This is a genomic window from Pontivivens marinum (genome assembly GCF_900231835.1).
Classification (GTDB): domain Bacteria; phylum Pseudomonadota; class Alphaproteobacteria; order Rhodobacterales; family Rhodobacteraceae; genus Pontivivens; species Pontivivens marinum.
Window position 1 is genome coordinate 484,607 of record NZ_OCTN01000001.1, and the last position, 20,740, is coordinate 505,346.

General features: G+C 59.6%; 22 protein-coding genes. 14 read left to right on the top strand and 8 right to left on the bottom strand.

Features of this window, described 5'->3' with window-relative positions:
• Positions 1-13: 13 nt before the first annotated feature.
• From CR254_RS02430 to metK, 4 genes are all read right to left on the bottom strand, one after another.
• Positions 14-418, bottom strand: a complete 405-nt coding sequence (locus CR254_RS02430; protein ID WP_097928870.1) for a GFA family protein — start codon at positions 416-418, stop codon at positions 14-16.
• A gap of 4 nt (positions 419-422) precedes the next feature.
• Entirely contained in the window at positions 423-1,757 is a 1,335-nt protein-coding gene (aroA, locus tag CR254_RS02435) for a 3-phosphoshikimate 1-carboxyvinyltransferase (protein WP_097928210.1), read from the bottom strand.
• Between the two features lie 96 nt (positions 1,758-1,853).
• A complete protein-coding gene (gene trmB, locus CR254_RS02440; RefSeq protein ID WP_097928211.1) occupies positions 1,854-2,597 on the bottom strand; it encodes a tRNA (guanine(46)-N(7))-methyltransferase TrmB in 744 nt (247 codons plus the stop codon).
• Positions 2,597-3,748 (bottom strand): methionine adenosyltransferase, encoded by a 1,152-nt coding sequence (gene metK, locus CR254_RS02445; RefSeq protein ID WP_097928212.1) that lies wholly within the window; start codon positions 3,746-3,748, stop codon positions 2,597-2,599. The genes trmB and metK overlap by 1 nt, the downstream gene beginning before the upstream one ends.
• A gap of 458 nt (positions 3,749-4,206) precedes the next feature.
• Between metK and CR254_RS02450 the strand changes: the two genes are divergently transcribed.
• Positions 4,207-5,403 carry a type III PLP-dependent enzyme gene (locus tag CR254_RS02450; RefSeq protein WP_097928213.1) on the top strand — a complete coding sequence of 399 codons (1,197 nt, stop codon included), beginning with the start codon at positions 4,207-4,209 and terminating at the stop codon, positions 5,401-5,403.
• 211 nt (positions 5,404-5,614) lie between these two features.
• Here the strand turns inward: CR254_RS02450 and mdh are convergent, their stop codons facing one another.
• Positions 5,615-6,577, bottom strand: coding sequence for a malate dehydrogenase (mdh, locus tag CR254_RS02455; protein ID WP_097928214.1), 963 nt, complete (start codon positions 6,575-6,577; stop codon positions 5,615-5,617).
• Positions 6,578-6,902: 325 nt separating this feature from the next.
• On the opposite strand from mdh, the gene CR254_RS02460 reads away from it, so the two are divergent.
• Together CR254_RS02460 and CR254_RS02465 are read left to right on the top strand one after the other, a co-directional pair.
• Positions 6,903-7,352, top strand: a complete 450-nt coding sequence (locus CR254_RS02460) for a response regulator (RefSeq protein ID WP_097928215.1) — start codon at positions 6,903-6,905, stop codon at positions 7,350-7,352.
• Positions 7,353-8,105: a sulfite exporter TauE/SafE family protein gene (locus CR254_RS02465; RefSeq protein WP_097928216.1), complete on the top strand. Its 753-nt coding sequence runs from the start codon at positions 7,353-7,355 to the stop codon at positions 8,103-8,105.
• Here CR254_RS02465 and CR254_RS02470 read toward each other — a convergent pair whose 3' ends face one another.
• Positions 8,106-8,420 (bottom strand): hypothetical protein, encoded by a 315-nt coding sequence (locus CR254_RS02470; protein ID WP_097928217.1) that lies wholly within the window; start codon positions 8,418-8,420, stop codon positions 8,106-8,108.
• Positions 8,421-8,657: 237 nt separating this feature from the next.
• Here CR254_RS02470 and CR254_RS02475 point away from each other — a divergent pair, with 237 nt between their 5' ends.
• The 9 genes from CR254_RS02475 to CR254_RS02515 all read left to right on the top strand — a co-directional run bounded on the left by CR254_RS02475 (position 8,658) and on the right by CR254_RS02515 (position 15,829).
• Positions 8,658-9,515: an HpcH/HpaI aldolase/citrate lyase family protein gene (locus tag CR254_RS02475; protein ID WP_097928218.1), complete on the top strand. Its 858-nt coding sequence runs from the start codon at positions 8,658-8,660 to the stop codon at positions 9,513-9,515.
• Between the two features lie 42 nt (positions 9,516-9,557).
• Entirely contained in the window at positions 9,558-10,109 is a 552-nt protein-coding gene (locus tag CR254_RS02480; protein ID WP_097928219.1) for an NnrU family protein, read from the top strand.
• Positions 10,110-10,112: 3 nt separating this feature from the next.
• Positions 10,113-10,316, top strand: coding sequence for a DUF1737 domain-containing protein (locus tag CR254_RS02485; RefSeq protein WP_097928220.1), 204 nt, complete (start codon positions 10,113-10,115; stop codon positions 10,314-10,316).
• Positions 10,313-11,344, top strand: coding sequence for a MaoC family dehydratase (locus CR254_RS02490; protein ID WP_097928221.1), 1,032 nt, complete (start codon positions 10,313-10,315; stop codon positions 11,342-11,344). Before CR254_RS02485 ends, CR254_RS02490 begins: the two co-directional genes overlap by 4 nt.
• 197 nt (positions 11,345-11,541) lie before the next feature.
• Positions 11,542-11,925, top strand: coding sequence for a succinate dehydrogenase, cytochrome b556 subunit (sdhC, locus tag CR254_RS02495; protein ID WP_097928222.1), 384 nt, complete (start codon positions 11,542-11,544; stop codon positions 11,923-11,925).
• Between the two features lie 11 nt (positions 11,926-11,936).
• Positions 11,937-12,308, top strand: a complete 372-nt coding sequence (gene sdhD, locus CR254_RS02500; RefSeq protein ID WP_097928223.1) for a succinate dehydrogenase, hydrophobic membrane anchor protein — start codon at positions 11,937-11,939, stop codon at positions 12,306-12,308.
• Between the two features lie 11 nt (positions 12,309-12,319).
• Positions 12,320-14,125 (top strand): succinate dehydrogenase flavoprotein subunit, encoded by a 1,806-nt coding sequence (gene sdhA / locus CR254_RS02505; protein WP_097928224.1) that lies wholly within the window; start codon positions 12,320-12,322, stop codon positions 14,123-14,125.
• A gap of 87 nt (positions 14,126-14,212) precedes the next feature.
• Positions 14,213-15,016: an RNA-dependent RNA polymerase family protein gene (locus tag CR254_RS02510; protein ID WP_097928225.1), complete on the top strand. Its 804-nt coding sequence runs from the start codon at positions 14,213-14,215 to the stop codon at positions 15,014-15,016.
• A 33-nt stretch (positions 15,017-15,049) separates the two neighbouring features.
• Complete coding sequence (locus CR254_RS02515; protein ID WP_097928226.1) at positions 15,050-15,829, top strand: succinate dehydrogenase iron-sulfur subunit; 780 nt, start codon at positions 15,050-15,052, stop codon at positions 15,827-15,829.
• Between the two features lie 293 nt (positions 15,830-16,122).
• Here the strand turns inward: CR254_RS02515 and zapE are convergent, their stop codons facing one another.
• Complete coding sequence (gene zapE / locus CR254_RS02520; protein WP_097928227.1) at positions 16,123-17,214, bottom strand: cell division protein ZapE; 1,092 nt, start codon at positions 17,212-17,214, stop codon at positions 16,123-16,125.
• Between the two features lie 137 nt (positions 17,215-17,351).
• Between zapE and CR254_RS02525 the strand changes: the two genes are divergently transcribed.
• Entirely contained in the window at positions 17,352-18,587 is a 1,236-nt protein-coding gene (locus tag CR254_RS02525; RefSeq protein ID WP_097928228.1) for an MFS transporter, read from the top strand.
• A gap of 36 nt (positions 18,588-18,623) precedes the next feature.
• On the opposite strand, the gene CR254_RS02530 is transcribed toward CR254_RS02525, so the two are convergent.
• On the bottom strand, positions 18,624-19,481 hold the full coding sequence (locus CR254_RS02530) for a bile acid:sodium symporter family protein (RefSeq protein WP_245851349.1): 858 nt from the start codon (positions 19,479-19,481) through the stop codon (positions 18,624-18,626).
• 249 nt (positions 19,482-19,730) lie between these two features.
• On the opposite strand from CR254_RS02530, the gene glpX reads away from it, so the two are divergent.
• Positions 19,731-20,699, top strand: a complete 969-nt coding sequence (gene glpX, locus CR254_RS02535; protein ID WP_097928229.1) for a class II fructose-bisphosphatase — start codon at positions 19,731-19,733, stop codon at positions 20,697-20,699.
• The last annotated feature ends 41 nt before the right edge of the window (positions 20,700-20,740 follow it).

Here is a 20,740-nt window from a genome sequence, read left to right on the forward strand (position 1 = left end):
CAAGAATGCAGGTCTATTTCGTCGTCATCACATCATCGGCCTGCGGGTAGACCGGCAGATCGTCGGTGATCTCGTAATAGCTGCCCTTATCCGCCGCAAAGATATGTCCGCGCAGTTGCAAATCCGTCTGCCCGTCCAGCGTTCCAGCCCAGATCGAGATATTCTCGCCGCCGCCATCCCAGAACATGGACGACCCGCAATCAGGGCAAAACCCGCGCCGTGCAGTGCCGGAACTGGCGAACCATTTCACATCACCCGCGATTTTCAGATCCCCCCGCGCGGCGGAGGTCGCGGCACCGTAATGCCCCGATGTTTTGCGGCATTGCACACAGTGGCAGGCAACCACAGGACGCAAGCTGCCCCGCACCTGATATTTAACCGCGCCGCACAGGCAGCTGCCGCGATGACGTTCGCTCATCATATCACCCGTTATGCCGCTGGAAGGACGCGCCCATTTCTTCCATCAGGGGCAGGAAGTTCGGGAAGCTGGTCTCAACCACCGTCGCATCATCAATGCGCACGGGGTTTTGCGTGGCCATGCCGAGGCAGAAAAAGCTCATCGCGATGCGGTGATCCAGACGGGTGCCGACGGTCGCGCCGCCCGGAACCTTGCCGCCCATGCCGTAAACGGTGAAGCTGTCCTCGGTTTCCTCAACCTTTACGCCGCATGCCTCCAGCCCACGGGCCATGGCGTCGATGCGGTCGGATTCCTTGACCCGCAATTCCTTGACGCCGCGCATCACGGTGACACCCTCGGCCAAGGCGGCAACGACGGACAGGATCGGATATTCGTCGATCATAGAGGCCGCGCGCTCTGGCGGAACCTCGATCCCCTTCATCGGGCCGAAGCGGGCGCGCAGATCGGCAACAGGCTCACCGCCCTCCTCGCGCTCATTCTCGAATGTCAGGTCGGCACCCATTTCGCGCAGAGTGGTGTACAGCCCCGCCCGCGTCGGGTTCAGGCCGATACCGGGCACCAGCACGTCGGACCCCTCGCAGATCAGCGCGGCACAGACGGGAAACGCAGCCGAGGACGGATCACGCGGCACGGCAATAACTTGCGGCTTCAACTCCGGCTGCCCCTTGAGCGTGATGACCAGCCCGTCCGTCTCCACCTGCGCGCCAAAACCTCGCAGCATCCGTTCCGTATGATCGCGGGTCGCCTCGATCTCCTCAACCACGGTATCACCCGGCGCGTTCAGACCGGCCAACAGCACAGCGGATTTCACCTGTGCGGAGGGCACCGGAACCTTGTAATACACCGGCACCGGCGTTGCGGCACCTGCCAGCGTCAGCGGCAACCGCCCACCGGACCGGCCATGGGCAACCGCGCCGAACAGCGCCAACGGATCGGTCACGCGGCCCATAGGGCGCGAACGCAGGCTGGCATCGCCGGTAAATGTCGTCGAGAATCCATGAGTCGCCACGGTGCCCATCAACAGGCGCACGCCCGTGCCGGAATTACCGCAATCGATCACGTCCTCAGGTTCGGAAAACCCGCCAACGCCCACGCCATGGATCGACCAATCGCCCTGCCCGTGGCGGATAACCTCGGCGCCCAATGCCTGCATCGCCTTGGCCGTGTCGAGCACATCTGCCCCTTCGAGCAAGCCAGACACCTTGGTTTCCCCCACCGCCATCGCGCCAAAGATCAGCGAGCGGTGCGAGACCGACTTATCACCTGGGATCGAGGCAGTGCCGTTGAGGGACGCGCCGGGTACGGCGCTCATCGGACGGGGTTCACCGGTATGGGACATGGGAGCTCCTGAATATTTGTGCCTGCTATAGCCCGCAACGCCGTTACGGGGCAGACCAAAAATATCAGCAGGAGGGGTTTTTCGGCGCGTAAACGTTCAAACGCGCCGGAAAGTTAGGTAATGGGGCACACGATCCTCACGGATCGCCTTGGCCTCGTAACGGGTGCGGGTCCAATCGGACCACGGCTCACGCCAATCGGTCGGCCCCTCGGCCAGCCATTCGAATTCCGGCATATTGTGCACAACCTCTAGCGTGTGGCGCACATAATCGGGAATGTCGGTCGCTACCCGCAAATGCGAGCCGGATTTCAGACACCGTGCAAGGGCGGTGAAATTCTCGATGCTGGCGAAACGGCGACGATGGTGCCGTGTCTTGGGCCATGGATCGGGGTACAGCAGGAACGCCTTGTCCAGACTGTCCTCGGGCAAGACCTCCATCAGATCGCGTGCATCCCCTGCGTGAATGCGCACGTTCTCCAACTTGTCATCCCGCATTTTGCTGAGCAATTGCGCGACGCCGTTCATATACGGTTCACACCCGATAATACCCACATCGGGGTTCAGGCCCGCCTGATGGAACATATGCTCACCCGCGCCGAACCCGACCTCTAGCCAGACGGGCGCATCCCGCCCGAACAGCTCGGTCAGATCCATAGGCGTGCGATCCGGGTTATCCTCACGGGTGACGCCCTGCGGCGCAATCTCGCCGAGGGTTACCTCCATGTCATGCGCCTGGGCCGCGCGCAGCTTTTTGCCGTGGCGCCGTCCATAGAAGTTGCGCCACTCGGTCCCATCCTCACGGACGGGACCAATACCCTTTGTCGGAGATTTCTTTGGCATCAGACCGCGCGCTTCAACGCGTCAACAAGGTTGGTGCGCTCCCACGAGAAACCACCATCCGCATCGGGTTCACGCCCGAAATGACCATAGGCCGCAGTGCGCTGATAGATCGCGCGGTTCAGGCTCAGCTTTTCACGAATGCCCTTGGGCGTCAGGTCCATAACTTGGGCCACAGCGCTCTCGATCACGCTTTCATGTACGGTGCCTGTGCCATGCGTATCGACATAGATCGACAGCGGTGCGGCAACGCCAATCGCGTAGCTCAACTGCAAGGTACAGCGGCTGGCCAGACCGGCAGCCACGATGTTCTTGGCCAGATAGCGCGCGGCATAGGCTGCGGAGCGGTCCACCTTGGTCCAGTCCTTGCCCGAAAACGCACCGCCACCATGGGGCGCAGCACCGCCATACGTGTCCACAATGATCTTACGGCCCGTCAGGCCAGCATCGCCATCAGGCCCGCCGATGACGAACTTACCGGTGGGGTTAACGTGCCAAACGGTTTGCGGCGTGATCCACCCCTCGGGCAGAACTTCACGAATATAGGGCTCAACCACATCGCGCACATCGGCGCTGGTCATGGAGTGGTCCATGTGCTGCGTGGACAGCACGATCGAGGACACATCAACCGGCATCCCGTTTTCATAACGCACCGAGAGCTGCGATTTCGCGTCAGGGCCCAGTACGGCCGCATCACCCGACTTACGTGCGTCGGCCAAACGCTTCAGGATCGCATGCGAGAACTGGATCGGCGCTGGCATCAGTGCGTCCGTTTCACTGCATGCATAACCGAACATGATGCCCTGATCGCCAGCACCGTCTGTATCAACGCCCTGTGCAATTTCACTGGACTGTTCGTGCAGCAGGTTGGTGACCTCCATGGTTTCCCAGTGGAAGCCCTCCTGCTCGTAGCCAATACCCTTGACCGTTTCGCGTGCGATTTCCTCAACACGGCGCATAACGGATTCAGGGCCGCGCACCTCACCACCGATCACAACGCGATTGGTGGTTGCGAATGTTTCGCATGCAACCCGCGAGAACGGCTCCTCCGCTAGAAATGCATCAAGGATCGCATCCGAGATTTGATCGCAAACCTTATCGGGATGTCCCTCGGAAACGGATTCCGAAGTAAAGAGATAGTTCTGGCGGGTCATGAGAAGCGCTCCGAATTAAAAATACACTTCCGATGAAGCAGGAAGCCGCCGCATCGAAATGGAGGCCCGTTGGCCTCAAAGGCGGGGTGATACGCTTTCTTGCCCAAAACGCAATCCTTAACTGGGCAGCGCGGATTCGCCTGCGACACCATGCGCCACCCCGATTGCGGGGGTCTGATTCCGGTGGTGCGGTTAGAGGCACCTGAAAATTCGTCAAAATCCGACCACAAAAAATCCGACTTTTATCCTTTAAATTCAGTAAATTAAGACAGGTCAGAAAATTAAATCCATCCCCCCTGCATTTTTTTCTTTTCTCAACGGCAAAAGCATCCTATCTCCCCGATCAGACGCCAACGCACGCGCCTCTGGCACGGCATTTTTTGCACGGTTACGCAGCGACGGTAACGTCTCCCTTGGAAGTGAGCGGTCATATATGGCCGGGTCTATTGGAGATGACCATGAACGCTTTTGTAACCGACCTTTCCGGTCGCACCCGTACACCTGTATCTTCGTTTTCGGAGATGGCAGTCACCACCCGCGTTGAGAAGTTCATCGCCAATACCCAGTTCGACAAGCCGACGCTTGTTCTGGACACCGATGTAGTTGAGCGGAATTTCCTCGCCCTGCGCGCAGGTTTGGGCCACGCCCACATCCACTACGCGGTAAAGGCGAACCCTGATCGTGCAATCCTGTCGCGTCTGGTCGCGCTGGGGTCCGGCTTTGACGCCGCCTCGCGGGCCGAGATTGAGCAGTGCCTCGCATTGGGTGCCACGCCAGAGCAGATTTCCTTCGGCAACACGGTCAAACGTGCCTCCGACATTGCATTCGCACATGGTGCAGGCATCAACCTGTTCGCCGCAGATGCCGAGGAAGAGCTGGAGAAAATCGCGGATCACGCACCCGGCGCGCAGGTTTACATTCGCCTGATCGTGGATGCGTCCGAGGCTGACTGGCCGCTAAGCCGTAAGTTCGGTTGCGCCCGTGACAAGGCTGTTTCCCTGCTGGATATGGCGCGCGAACTGGGCCTGAACCCAATCGGCTTCTCGTTCCATGTCGGCTCGCAGACCCGCAAATCGTCCATGTGGCGCACAACCCTCGACCAAATCGCTGAGATTTGGGCCGAGGCACACCGCGCCGGCCACGACCTGTCCTTGCTGAACATCGGCGGCGGCTTCCCTGCGTTCTATGGTGACGCGATCGAAGACCCAACCACCTATGCCGCATCGGTCATGGCGGAAATCGAGCAGCGTTTCGGCCATGTTGCACACATCATGGCAGAGCCGGGCCGTGGTCTGGTGGCAGAGGCAGGCGCGATTGCAGCAGAGGTTCTGCTGGTCTCGCGCAAGTCGGATAACGATATGCACCGCTGGGTGTTTCTGGACATCGGTAAATTCTCCGGTCTGGCAGAAACCATCGACGAGGCGATCCGCTACCAGTTCATCACGGGCCGCGATCATGAGCAGACAGGCCCCTGCATTCTGGCAGGCCCATCCTGCGACAGCGCCGATGTGCTGTACGAGAAGCGTCCGGTGAACCTGCCACTGGGCCTGCGTTCGGGTGATAAAGTCATCATCCGCAACTGCGGCGCCTATACCTCGACCTATTCGTCGGTCGGGTTCAACGGCTTCCCTCCACTGGACGTCGTTGTCATCTAACACCCCTGTGCAGCCACTTGGCGGCGGGGCACTGTAGGCGGAGCGCGCCATTCTACGCGCTCCTGCATCCCCAACGCATAACGCCGACACATTCGACCCAGCCGCACCCCGCGACTGGGTCGTTTTCGTTTGGGCACCTGATACCCGCCCCGAAACGAAAAAAGCCCCCGGCGTGAACCGAGGGCTTTCTCATTCTTCAGTCGGGATCAAATCAGACGAGCGAGCCGTCGATGTCCTGACATGCCTTGACCAGGCCCTTAACGGCATCGACCGAGTTCTGGAACATCGCCATTTCAGCGTCGTCCATCTGGATCTCGACCACACGCTCAATACCACCGGCACCGATTACGGTCGGGACGCCAACATACATATCGTCCAGACCGTAAGCGCCCGAAACATATGCAGCAGCAGGCAGAACGCGCTTCTGATCCTTCAGATAGGCCTCGGCCATCTGAACAGCAGATGCAGCAGGAGCATAGAACGCGGAGCCGGTTTTCAGCAGACCAACGATTTCTGCGCCGCCATCACGGGTACGCTGAACAATCGCGTCCAGTTTGTCCTGTGTGGTCCAGCCCATGTTGACCAGATCCGGCAGAGGGATACCAGCAACGGTGGAATAACGTGTCAGCGGAACCATGGTATCGCCGTGGCCGCCCAGCACGAATGCGGTAACGTCCTTGACGGAAACCTTGAACTCATCAGCGAGGAAGTGACGGAAGCGTGCGGAATCCAGAACGCCAGCCATGCCCACAACCTTCTCTGTCGGCAGACCGGAGAATTTCTGAAGCGCCCAAACCATGGCGTCCAGCGGGTTGGTGATGCAGATAACGAATGCGTTTGGCGCGTGGGCTGCGATGCCCTCACCCACGGATTTCATTACCTTCAGGTTGATGCCCAGCAGGTCGTCGCGGCTCATGCCCGGCTTGCGTGCAACACCGGCAGTCACGATGCAGACATCTGCGCCCGCGATTTCGGAGTAATCGTTTGCGCCGCTCATCGCTGCGTCAAAGCCGTCGACAGGCGAGCTTTCCGCGATGTCCAGTGCCTTGCCCTGAGGGGTGCCCTCGGCGATATCGAACAGGATCACATCGCCCAGTTCTTTCAATGCCAGCAGGTGTGCCAGCGTTCCGCCGATCTGTCCCGCTCCGATAAGTGCAATCTTAGCTCTCGCCATAACCGTTCTCCCTTGGCCAGTAAGGTCGCCTGTTGCGTAGCGCCAAAAATGATGCGCCGCAAGAATTGTCCCTATAATTTGCATCAGCCCGAATGCCGACTTGCCAGATATCCGGCCCGAAAACGCCACCAAGGCTGTTTAGTCTACGGGTCGTGAGCTCCCCGATTCACGGGACTCAGCCACCCGCCGTCACTTACCGCCATCTGAAAGCGAACGACAAGGCAGGTTCCGTTCACATTGTCTGTATGGGATCTAAATCCACAGCTATCGCAGGCGGGACAAGTGGTGCATTCTGTCGCGGTCAACTCTGCGAAAGGAACCGCGAATGCGCCCGAATGCGCCCCTGAAGTGCCCGCGTGTCTTTTCCCACAGTGAACAAGTTCTGGGTGCGCCGCTCGCCGTGACCCTTACCGGACGTCGGATTTTAATCGCTGAGGATGAGGGGCTGCTGGCCCTCGATATGGAATTTGCGCTGATTGATGCAGGGGCCACAGTGCTGGGACCGGTTATTGACGTGCAGGACGGACTGGAACTGCTAACGGCAAACCCTGATATTGATGCCGCAATCCTCGATCTGGACCTGCGCGGCAACCCCGTCTATCCGATTGCCGATGCCTTGCGCGAACGCGGCGTCCCCTTTGTTTTTCACACCGGGTTGGGCAGCACGGACGATCTGCATGCGCGATATGGCAATGAAACCCGCATATTTACCAAGCCATCCCACATGGAAAGCGTCATCGGCGCATTGGTTCAGATGATCCCGGGCCCGCGCTGAATGGAACTGGACGCGACATTCTTTGCCTTTGCCGTGCCCGCCATCCTGTTTGCAGGGATTTCGAGGGGTGGCTTTGGCTCCGGTCCGGCCTTTGCTGCGACTCCGTTTCTAGCGCTGGTTATCCCGCCGCAACTGGCGGTGGGAGTGCTGCTGCCCCTATTCATGCTGTCCGACCTGACGAATTTACGGCCCTATTGGCGCAAATGGTCGTGGCCTGATGCCCGTGCGCTGATGGTCGGAATGCTGCCCGGTGTTGTCACCGGGGTCGTGCTATTCAAATACACCAATGATGATTCCGTGCGGGTGGTGATTGGCGTCATTGCAATCACCTTCGTCCTGTTTCAATTGGCCAAGGGACGCGGGCTGATCTCCTCGGCAACCCGTCCCTTTTCCGCCAAGCGTGGGGGATTCTGGGGCTTCGTTGCCGGCTTCACCTCATTTGTCAGCCATTCCGGCGGCCCGCCCGCGACGGTGTATTTGCTGGGGCGCAGCTTGGACAAGCAAACCTATCAGGCAACCACCGTGATCGCCTTTTGGTGGGTAAACTTGGTCAAGTTTTTTCCCTATATGGCGCTCGGGCTGTTCACGCGCGAAACCATGATTGCCAACCTGTTTCTGGCACCGGTAATCGTCATCGGCACATTGATCGGCGTGGTTGCGCATAAGAAAGTGCCCGAGCGGCTGTTTTTCGGCCTGACCTATATCTTTCTAACGATCACCGCGTTGAAGCTGTTCTGGGACGCTGCGACCTGATCAGCTGATCCGCCCCGTTGTCAGGGGGCCGGGTGCGGCGATCCAGTGCTCGCCCTGCGCCAATAAACAGGTGCGCCCATCTGGCAGGGTTACGGTCACGCTCCACGATCCGGTTTCGTCCGAGGCGTAAACCTCGACAATGCCACGCGGGTCCAGGCCGATTGCACGGCGAACCTCGCCATATTCATCGGTCAGCGCATTAATCGCCGCGTTGCGTGGACCGCATTCAACGGTCTGCGCCTGTGCATCTGCGGCCAAAACGCCTGCAAAAAACAAAATGAGTGAGCTGGAAAGCAACGTCTGAAATTTGGTCATGCAATATCCTATCGACCCCGAAAATTGGGGTGCTGAAAACGACTCTGTTGTGGGAGGACCGTGAAAATGCAGGGCCCGATCACAGTTTGGCCCACAGGTGGTTAACAGGAGGTTAGCGATCCCACCCTCACATTAAGCCGCCGAACGTGCTCATTGTGAAATATTGTTGCGCACCCACTTGCGCAGCTCATCCGCAAATGTATGCTGCAACGCAACGCAATTCGTCCGGATAGCCCAATGATTCATCGCCCCCGTCGCTCCGTTCTTTACATGCCCGGCTCCAAATCCCGCGCGCTGGACAAGGCGGCAACCCTGCCCGCCGACGCGCTGATCCTCGATCTGGAGGATGCCGTAACTCCGGCAGAGAAGTCCGCCGCACGCGATCTGGTCGCCGAGCGGGTGAAAGCACGCCCCTTTGGCCCACGTGAGGTGATAATCCGCATCAATGGCGCCGATACCGAATGGGGCGCGGCCGATCTGGCCGCCGCTGCCGCCGCGAAGCCGGATGCGATCCTGTTGCCCAAGGTTGAAAGCCCGGATGACATCGCCGCCGCCCGCGCCGTCGCCGGTGACATTCCGATCTGGGCGATGATGGAAACCCCGCTAGGTATGCTGAATGCCGCGCAAATCGCAGGCACCACCGGCCTGACCTGTATGGTGATGGGCACGAATGATCTGGTGAAGGATCTGCATGCCTGCCACGTCGCTGGTCGCGAACCGCTGCTCGCCGCGCTGGGACTGGCCATGCTGGCGGCTCGCGCCAATAATCTGGCCATTATCGACGGCGTCTATAATGCGTTCAAGGATGATGAAGGCCTGCGCGCTGAATGCCAGCAGGGCCGCGCTATGGGATTTGACGGCAAAACCCTGATCCACCCCGCCCAACTGGCCGTTGCAAACGACGTTTTCGGCCCCTCGGTCGAAGCACTGGACGAGGCACACGCCCAAATCGCCGCCCATGAACAGGTTGCGGAAACCGGCGGCGGCGTTGCCGTTGTGAACGGGCGTATCGTCGAAAACCTACACGTGGAAAACGCCAAACGCCTCTTGGCCGAGGCAGAAGCAATTGCCGCATTGGAGGCTGCTGCGCGCTAGGCTACCCTGCCGCAAATCAGTCCTGCCAGCCGGAGCCAGCCCATGTTCTTTGCCATCCTTATCCTCGGTGTTGCCCTGTGGTGGGCTGCACATTTGTTCAAACGCATCGCGCCTGATGCCCGCAGTAATATGGGGGATAAGGGGCGCGGGGTTATTGCCGCCTTGGTCGGGATATCGGTGCTGCTGATGATCGTCGGCTTTCGCGGGACGGAGTTCATCGCCGTCTGGTATCCGCCCGCATGGACCGTGCATCTGAACAACCTGATGATGCTGGGCGCCATATTCCTATTGGGCGCAGGTCATTCAAAGGGCCGCGCCCGCACATGGTTTCGCCACCCTATGTTGATGGGCATTATCGTCTGGACGTCGGCACATTTGCTGGTCAACGGTGACCTCGCTGCGATAATCCTGTTTGGCGGTCTGGGCCTGTGGGCGCTGACCTCCATCGCGGTCATCAATCGGGCGGAGCCGGTTTGGCAACGCCCCGAGGCCGGACCGGCCAAGGGCGACATCCGGCTGGTTGTGATCACACTCGTTATGTTTGCCGTCTTTACCGGCATTCACTCTCTCTTTGTCTCTCCATTTCCGGGGTAAATCATGATTGCTTATCGACTACTCACGCTCGAGGATTCCTCGGCCTTTTGCCACAAAGTGACCGAGGCGCTCAGCAAGGGCTGGACCCTATATGGCAGCCCGACCTATGCCTTCGACGCTGAAAAGGGCGTTATGATGTGCGCGCAGGCCGTGACCAAGGAAGTCGCAGGCGATTACGATCCTGACAAAAAGCTCGGCCAGCTATGAAAACCACGGCAGGCCGCTTTTTCGAGGATTACCGCGTGGGAGAGATCATCCCCCACGCAATTCCGCGCACCGTTGGCACAGGGGAACGGGCGCTGTACCACGCGCTATACCCTGCCCGCCACGCGCTGCATTCTGCGGATAGTTTCGCGCAAAGCTGCGGCCTGCCGACCAGCCCGCTGGACGATCTGGTTGCCTTCCATGTCGTCTTTGGCAAATCGGTCCCTGATATTTCCCTGAACGCGGTGGCGAACCTTGGCTATGCCGAAGCCCGCTTTCACCGCCCCGTTTGGCCGAATGATACGCTGACAGCGCGATCCACAGTTATTGGGGTCAAACAAAACTCGAACGGCAAAACCGGCGTGGTCTGGGTGCATACAGAGGGGTTCAACCAGCACGGCGATCTGGTGCTGGACTTCAAGCGATGGGTGATGCTGCGCAAGGGGAACCTCGACGCGCCTGCGCCTGAGGCGGTCCTGCCTGAATTGACGACCGTTGTCCCCGCCGCTGACCTGAAAATCCCGCATGGTCTGGATTTCAGCCGCTATGATACGGGGTTGGCAGGCTCCACCCACACCGCCGCTGATTACGAAATCGGTGAGAAGATCGACCACGTAGACGGCGTCACGATTGAGGAGGCCGAACATATGCTGGCCACCCGTTTGTGGCAAAACACGGCAAAGGTCCATTTTGACGCGACCAATCGCGACGATGGCCGCCGCCTGATCTATGGCGGTCACGTTATCAGCATGGCCCGCGCGCTCAGCTATAATGGCCTCGCCAATGCGCAAATGATTGTAGCGATAAATGGCGGTGCCCATGCCAATCCGTGCTTTGCCGGCGATACCGTGCGTGCGTGGTCCGAGGTGCTGGATATTGCCCCAACCACGGCCCCCAATGTCGCCGCAATCCGTCTACGCTTGGTCGCGACCACGGGCGATAGCGGTGCGTTCCCACTGCGCGGCGAGGATGGAAAATACCGCTCCGACGTGCTGCTCGACCTAGACTATTGGGCACTGATGCCTGCGTAACAGGGAATCGCCAAACCTGTGATCACACCAAATATTTTGTGATCACACTGGCATTCCCGCGCTGGATTTTTTGATCAATTGCGCGTAACGCCCGTAATAGACGCTTTGGCTTACGCTGGAACTGTTCTAGATTGCGCAGTGAATGGCCCGACATTTGGGCCCGAACCTATATTGCCGTAACTTTCCTTGGAGGACCTATGGCCGACGTGAACCGGGGCAACCGACCGCTTTCACCGCATTTGGGGATCTATAAACCTCAGCTGACATCGCTCACCTCCATCCTGACACGGATCACCGGCAACGCATTGCTGCTGGCCGCGCTGATGATCGTATGGTGGTTCGTTGCACTGGCCAGCGGGCCAGAGGCATTCGCAACCGCAACATGGTGGATCACCTCCTTTGTTGGCGATCTGATCATGCTCGGGTCCGCATGGGCGCTGTGGTATCACACGCTGGCCGGTATCCGTCACCTGTACTGGGATTCCGGTCGCGGGCTGGAAATGGAAACGGCCGAGAAGCTGGGCAAGGCGGTCATCATCGGTTCGTTCGTGCTGACCCTTCTGACAATCATCGTGGTTTGAGGAGAGACACCATGGATTTCCGTACAGACCGCAAACGCGTTGATGGACTTGGCTCGGCCAAGGATGGAACCGAGCATCACTGGAAGATGACGCTTTCCTCCTGGGGCCTGCTGATTCTGATCCCGCTGTTCATCTTTACCTTCGGCTCCACGCTGGGCTCGGATTACGAGACCGCAGTTGCCGTTTATTCCCGGCCCTTCCCGGCCATTGTTGCCATCCTGACACTGGTCGTCGGATGGATGCATTTCAAAGGCGGCGTGCAGGTGCTGATCGAGGACTACACACACGGGTCCACACGCACCACACTGATCGTCATCACTACCTGCCTGAGCTACGCCGCTGCGGTCGCTGGCACCTTTGCCATCGTCTCCATCGCGCTCTGAGAGGATAATTCATGTCTGCTTACGAATTTACCGATCACGTCTATGACGTTGTTGTCGTGGGTGCCGGCGGCGCGGGTCTGCGCGCGACGCTCGGCATGGCCGAACAAGGCCTGCGCACGGCCTGTATTTCCAAGGTTTTCCCAACCCGTTCCCACACAGTTGCCGCACAGGGCGGCATTGCGGCCAGCCTCGGCAATATGGGGCCGGATTCGTGGAAATGGCACATGTACGACACCGTTAAGGGGTCTGACTGGCTGGGCGATACCGACGCAATGGAATACCTCGCACGTGAGGCACCCAAGGCGGTTTACGAGCTGGAGCATTACGGCGTTCCATTCTCGCGCACCGAGGAGGGCAAGATTTACCAGCGTCCCTTCGGCGGCCACACCACAGAATTCGGCGAAGGCCCCCCCGTTCAGCGCACATGCGCCGCAGCGGACCGGACCGGCCACGCCATCCTGCACACGCTGTACGGTCAGTCGCTGAAACAGCAGGCTGAATTCTACATCGAATATTTCGCCACCGACCTGATCATGTCCGAGGACGGCGTTTGTCAGGGCGTCATCGCGTGGAAGCTGGACGACGGCACAATGCACCGTTTCAGCGCCAAGACTGTGGTTCTGGCGACCGGTGGTTATGGCCGTGCGTTCTTCTCCGCGACCTCCGCGCATACCTGCACCGGCGATGGCGGCGGCATGGTTGCCCGTCAGGGACTGGCGCTACAGGATATGGAATTTGTGCAATTCCACCCGACCGGCATTTACGGCGCTGGCTGCCTGATTACCGAGGGCGCGCGCGGTGAGGGTGGTTATCTGACCAACTCCGAGGGCGAACGCTTTATGGAGCGTTACGCGCCCACCTATAAGGATCTGGCATCGCGCGACGTGGTTTCACGCTGCATGACGATGGAAATCCGTGAGGGACGCGGCGTGGGCAAGGAGGGGGATCACATCCACCTGCACCTTGACCACCTACCAGCCGAGGCTCTAGCGGAACGCCTGCCCGGTATTTCCGAGAGCGCACGCATCTTCGCCGGTGTTGACGTGACCAAGGAGCCGATTCCGGTTCTGCCAACGGTTCACTACAATATGGGCGGCATTCCAACGAACTATTGGGGTCAGGTGCTGAACCCTACCGCCGAAAATCCAGACGCAATCGTGCCCGGCCTGATGGCTGTGGGTGAGGCAGGCTGTGCCTCGGTTCACGGTGCGAACCGTCTCGGCTCCAACTCGCTGATCGATCTCGTGGTCTTTGGCCGCGCTGCCGCGATCAAGGCGGGTGAGGTTGTCGATCCTAACGCGGCCAACCCGGATATGAACCCGGCCAGCGTGGAAAAGGCGATGGACCGCTTCGATGCGATGCGCAATGCCAGCGGCGAAACACCGACCGCCGAACTGCGCCTCGACATGCAAAAGGCCATGCAGGCCGACGCTGCCGTGTTCCGCACAGACAAATCGCTGGCCGAGGGCGTGGACAAAATGACCGTTATCGCGGGCCGCATGTCTGACCTGAAGGTTACGGATCGCTCGATGATCTGGAACTCCGACCTGATGGAAACGCTGGAACTGGCAAACCTGATGCCCAACGCATTGGCCACCGTGGTCGCTGCTGAGGCGCGCAAGGAATCCCGCGGCGCCCACGCGCATGAGGATTACCCGGATCGCGACGACGTAAACTGGCGCGTACACTCGCTGGCCACTGTTGATGACAGCACGGTCACGCTGCGCACCCGCCCCGTTCACCTCGACCCGCTGTCCACTGCGGATGAGGGCGGCATTGATCTGGCCAAGATCGCTCCGAAAAAGCGGGTGTACTGATCCGCAAACCGCCCCTGACCGACAACTGGATCAGGGGCGGCACATTCTACATCTCAGCCACTGGGGCTTATCAGACGGAGGCCATTTATGACGGATACAAAGACTATCATCTGGCACCTCGGGCCACAGAAAACCGGCACCACCAGCATCCAGTCGATGCTGGCGACCAATCGGGAACACCTGTCGCAATGGGTCACCTCCACCTGTATTCGTGAGCATTCGTGGCGCCTCGCCAAATCGCTGGCACAGCAGGTCGATCTGGGCGAAACGGAGCCGAACAGCAAAACCACACGCAACTTCGCCCGCCTGACCGCCTCATGGCGCAAATCCGATGTGCCCAGCATGATTATCTCGGACGAAACGCTGATCGGCCCGACCTTTATCGCGCAGGGTTTGACAACCCGCCAACGACTGGTCCGCATTACGCCGTTGCTGCAAAAACTCAGCGAAGGCTATAATCACACAATCGTCCTATACGCACGGCCGCAGGATGACTGGTACAAAAGCGCCTATAAATGGGCGATTTGGGATCAGGGTGAGGCCCGCGAATATGATGAGTGGCTGACCGAACTAGAGCACGATCCAGACTGGGATTCGACCACTTCGCAAATGCGCGAAGCGACCTCCGGCACGGTTGAGCTTGTAGATATGAACACTGAAAGCGACGATCCCGCGCCACTGGGCACCGCGCTGCTGCGCGCTGCAAATGTGCCGGACGATGCCATCGCGTCACTGGAACCAGTTGCACCGAAAAATGAGTCGATCTCAAATGGTGCGCTTGCGTTTCTACGGAATTTAAATCGCGAGATTGGCCTGTTCCCGAACCGCCCTGCGGTCAGGAAGGCAATAATGTCGAGCGAACGTTCATTTACGAACGAGACAGAGCTTTGATGGGGCGCCCCATAATGCCAAAGGAGCCAGCTGATGGTTGAATTTACACTCCCCAAGAACTCCCGCGTGACTGTCGGTAAGACTTGGCCGAAGCCCGAGGGCGCGACCAATCTGCGTAAGTTCAAGATCTATCGCTGGGATCCCGATACGGGTGAAAACCCGCGCACGGACACCTATTTCCTCGATCTGGATGATTGCGGACCGATGGTTCTGGATGCGTTGATCAAGATCAAGAACGAGATCGACCCCACCCTGACCTTCCGCCGGTCCTGTCGTGAGGGGATCTGCGGGTCCTGCGCGATGAATATCGGCGGCATCAACACGCTGGCCTGTATCTATGGCCTGGACGAGGTAAAGGGCGACATCGCGATTTATCCTCTGCCCCACATGCCTGTAGTCAAGGATTTGATCCCCGACCTGACGCATTTCTACGCGCAGCATGCCAGCATCATGCCATGGCTTGAGACGAAGACGAACCGTCCGGCCAAGGAATGGCGTCAGTCGATCGAGGATCGTAAAAAACTCGACGGCCTGTATGAATGCGTGATGTGCGCATCCTGCTCCACCTCGTGCCCATCCTACTGGTGGAACGGCGATCGCTACCTCGGCCCAGCAGCATTGTTGCACGCCTATCGCTGGATCATTGATAGCCGGGATGAGGCAACGGGTGAGCGTCTGGATCAGCTTGAGGATCCGTTCAAGCTGTACCGCTGCCACACGATCATGAACTGCACCAAGACCTGCCCCAAGGGCTTGAATCCGGCAAAATCCATCGCCGCGATCAAACAGATGATGCGCGAGCGTCGGGTCTAATCCCAGACGCCCGAACCAACACTTCAAACGCCGTCCGACCACAATCGGGCGGCGTTTTGCATTTGTGACACTGGCTCGTGCCATGTCAAAATCTTGAGACAATGCCGCAAAACGACTGTCACATAGCCCCTTATGCTGCGCTGTGGCGACCCTGCGCGACCAAATCCCGCCGATCTATGCTGACACGTTCACAACCAAGGTTTACGGGTTTGGCGAACTGACACCCACTGACTGTAACGACAATGATGCAGGCCGCGCCACAAACCGTCGGGTGGAGTTGTGGTTAAAGTAACCTAGCTGCCCCAACTATCGCTGGCCATCTCATGCAGGCGGCTGGCGGTACGTTGGAATTCGAATGCGCCGTCGCCCTCCTCGTATAACGCATCAGGTTCTGCGGCGGCGGACATAACCAAGCCGACTTTCGCCTCATATAATGCGTCGATCAGCGTGACGAAGCGCTTCGCCTCGTTCGCCGCCTCACGCCGCAACATCGGCACATCGTCGATCATCAGGGTCCGCACGGCCTTCGCGATCTCCAGATAATCACCGGGGCCTAGGGGCAGCTTGCAAAACGCGGCGAAATCCCCGCGGCCAACGCCGTTGCGATAACGCGGGATCACAATCTCACGCCCCTTGCGGGCGATTTTCAGCGGCGCACCGTCGCCCCCCGCCAGATCATGCCACAGATCATCCATTCGCGCCGCAGCATCCGCGCCGGTGAAATACACGTCACGCCCTGAGAGCCGCCCAAGCCGGTGGTCGGTGGTGCTTTCCAGATGATGCACCTCCATCCGCGCCTTGATCTGCGCGATGAATGGCACGAACAACTGCCGGTTCAGGCCGTTCTTGTACAACTCGTCCGGATGCCGGTTCGAGGTGGCAACAACGATGGTTCCCCGCTCGAACAACTTCTCGAACAAGCGTCCCACCAGCATGGCATCAGTGATGTCAGTGATCTGCATTTCGTCAAAGCATAACAGCGTCGCACCCTGCGCAATCGCCTCGGCCACGGGTTCCACGGGGTCCTCGCGTCCGGCCTTGCGCGCGTCACCAATGCGGTCATGCACGTCCTGCATAAAGGCATGGAAATGCACACGCTGCTTCGCCGCCACGGGGGCTGTGTCGAAAAACAGATCCATCAACATGGATTTGCCGCGCCCGACGCCGCCATACAGATACAGGCCGGGTATGTCCGCCTCGCGCACCCGCTCACGCCCCCAACCGAACAGGCCCAGACGAACCTTGCGTCCGGCGGTGGGGTCATAACCGTTTAGCCGCGTGTGCAACAATTGCAGCTTTTCCACGGCCAGCCGCTGCGCGGGGTCCGCCTCCAGCGTGCCATCCGCGATCAGCGCGCGATATCGGGGTAAGGGTCCATCAGTCATATCGTATCAGTAGCGCCACACAGCCCGCACGACCAGAGGTCAAGATTCATCAATTCTGGTGATCCACACAGAACGAAAATTGCTTTGCCCGCACCGCACGCCGCCCCTACGGTCTGCGCTAGAAATCGGAGCCCATGATGACCCAGTCCCGCCTGTTCACCCCCGTCCTGATTGCAGGCTCGCTGATTATGATCGTCAGCTTCGGCATTCGTGCCAGTTTCGGCATGTTCCAACTGCCTGTGGCGGATGAATTCGGCTGGCTACGCTCCGAATTTTCCCTCGCCATTGCGGTGCAAAACCTCGCATGGGGCATCGGGCAACCGATCTTTTCCGCCATTGCCGAGAAGTTCGGCGACCGTAAGGCAATCATCCTCGGCGCGTTGACCTATGCAATCGGTCTGTCACTATCGGCCTATGCGGTCACGCCGGGGCAAATGCAGATGCTGGAAGTCCTCGTTGGTTTCGGCATTGCAGGCACCGGTTTTGGCGTGATTTTGGCAGTCGTAGGCCGCGCCACCGCGCCCGAGCATCGCTCCATGGCGCTGGGTATTGCGACTGCGGCGGGCAGTGCGGGGCAGATTGTCGGGCCACCAATGGCGGCATTGCTGCTGGGCTTTATGACATGGTCCGGCGTGTTTCTGGTTTTCGCGGGGCTGATCCTCGCCTCACTAATGTTCCTACCCCTGATGAAGGTTCCCGCCCCCGCCCCCCGTGCGGAGCTGGAGGAAACCATGGGTCAAATTCTGGGCCGCGCATTCCGCGACCCGTCCTATATACTGATCTTTGTGGGCTTCTTTTCCTGCGGCTATCAGCTGGCCTTTGTCACCGCACACTTCCCCGCCTTTGTGGCAGAGGTCTGCGGTCCCATCACAGCGGGTGGGGTTCTGGACAGCCTAGGTATTTCAAACACCACACAGCTTGGCGCATGGTCCATCGCGCTGATTGGCCTAGCCAATATTGCAGGCACGATCTATGCAGGCAAACTGGGCGCGACCTTCCCCCGCAAATACCTGCTGGCGGGGATTTATACGGGCCGCACAATCATCGCGGCGCTGTTTATCCTGCTGCCGATGACACCGCTAACGGTGGTCATCTTCTCGATCACGATGGGCAGCTTGTGGCTGGCCACTGTGCCGCTGACCTCTGGCCTGATCGCGCATATTTACGGGCTGCGCTATATGGGCACGCTATACGGGATCGTGTTTTTCTCACACCAATTGGGCAGCTTTCTTGGCGTGTGGTTGGGGGGCAAGCTCTACGATCTGTACGGAACCTACACGACGGTCTGGTGGGTCGGTGTTGGTATCGGCGCGTTCTCTGCCATCGTGCACCTGCCCATTCGTGAGGTTAAGGCCGAGGGGCAACCCGCCTGAAATCGCCCGCCGCAGTTACCTGCGACGGGCAGCGCCTCACTTGCGCCGCATCCATAGCAGGACGGGAACAGCCACAAAATACATGGTGATCCCGTAAACACCGGCCGCCAAACTGAACGGCCCCAACGCCGCACCAGCAGCCCCCGCACCAACGATTGCCCCAACGGTGATACCCACCGTGCTGTTCTGTACTCCGGCCTCAATCGCCACCGTGATCCGTTCGCGCACATCCAGCCCACCGGCCAACGCCAAAGCATAGCCGATCGCCAGCATCAAAATGTTTAGCAGAACCAGCAGCGGTCCCAGCACTGGCAGATAGGTTATGAATAGCGCCCAGTTCGCAGCAACGGCACCGATAACGATCAGCACGAACAGAACCGCAGCGATCCGCCCTGCAATCACCTCGAACCGGATGGCGAAACTGGTAGCGAATGCACGCATTGCGACGCCCAGCCCGACAGGAACAGCGGTCAGCATGAACATCGTGACCGCGAGGGATGTCACATCAACCTCTGGCGCGTCCTCGCCCATGAAAAACCACACGGAAAATGCGACCAGCATCGGGACTGTCACAACACTCAGCAAACTGACCACCGCCGTCAAACTGACCGACAGCGCAACAGCCTCCCCCGCAAGTTTGGTAATGACGTTTGAGGTCACGCCACCCGGTGCGCAGGCCAATATCATCACGCCGACGGCCAGTTCAGGCTGCACCCGAAAGAGTGGCAACAGCGCGAACGCGACCAAAGGCAAAACCACCACTTGCGCAATTGCGCCAATGGCAAAGGCGGTCGGCATTCGCGCCACCCGTGTAAAATCGCCGGGCGTTAGGCCCAATCCCAACGAAAACATGATGAATGCCAGTGATAATGGCAAAAAGATCTCGATCAGCATTTCCATCCCCATTTTTTGTTTTGTCCAGCGTGGCCCGCAGGCGCGCCTATGCATAGCCTTTTCCCGCTGCTTCCCCGACGTCACAGCGCCCGAAACGGTTCATCCCTGCAAAAATGTCGGGCAGTGCGTGCCAGAAATACGGGCATGACGGCCTGCAACCGCTTTGATCCGCGCGCGTCGTGCTAAGGGTCTTGCAACGTGAACGGTCAGCGCGCAGGAAAGGTGCGACACCAATTATCGGAGGCCACCATGCCCGCAAAAGACCCCCTTTTCTCGGATCGTATGCTCAGCCTCGGCCTCGCCCGTGTGTCCGAAGCAGCCGCCATCGCCTCGGCCAAGCTGATCGGTTCGGGTGATGAGAAGGCCGCCGATCAGGCCGCCGTGGACGCCATGCGCACGCAGCTCAACATGCTCGACATCAAGGGCGTCGTCGTTATCGGTGAGGGTGAGCGTGACGAGGCCCCCATGCTGTTCATCGGTGAGGAAGTCGGCACCGGCAACGGCCCCGGCGTGGATATCGCACTGGACCCGCTGGAGGGGACAACCCTGACAGCCAAGGATATGCCAAACGCACTGGCCGTGATCGCCCTTGGGCCACGTGGATCAATGCTGCACGCACCGGATGTGTATATGGACAAACTGGCAATCGGCCCCGGCTATCCCGCCGGTCTGGTCACGCTGGACATGTCACCGACCCAGCGCATTCAGGTCATGGCCGCGGCCAAGGGCTGCACGCCCGAGGGCGTCATGGTTTGCGTTCTGGAACGCCCCCGCCATCAGGCCCTGATCGCTGAGATCCGCGCAACCGGTGCCCGCATCCGCCTGATTACCGATGGCGACGTTGCTGGCATCATCCACTGCGCCGAGGCAGAAAAGACCGGCATCGACATGTATATGGGCTCGGGCGGCGCACCCGAGGGCGTTCTGGCCGCAGCAGCGCTGAAATGCATGGGTGGCCAGATGCAGGGCCGCCTGTTGTTCCGCAATGACGACGAGCGTGGCCGCGCGGACAAGGCAGGCATCACCGATTACGACCGCATTTACGAGCGCGACGATCTGGTGACCGAGGACGTGATCTTTGCCGCGACCGGCGTGACCGACGGCTCCATCGTTCAGGGCGCACGCCGCGATGGCGACTATCTGGAAACGGAGACGATCCTCATGCGCTCCAAAACCGGATCGGTGCGCCGTCTGCACTATCGCCAGAAAAACATGTAACCCTGAACCCGTCCCGCCGCTGTTCCATGTGGCGGGGCGAC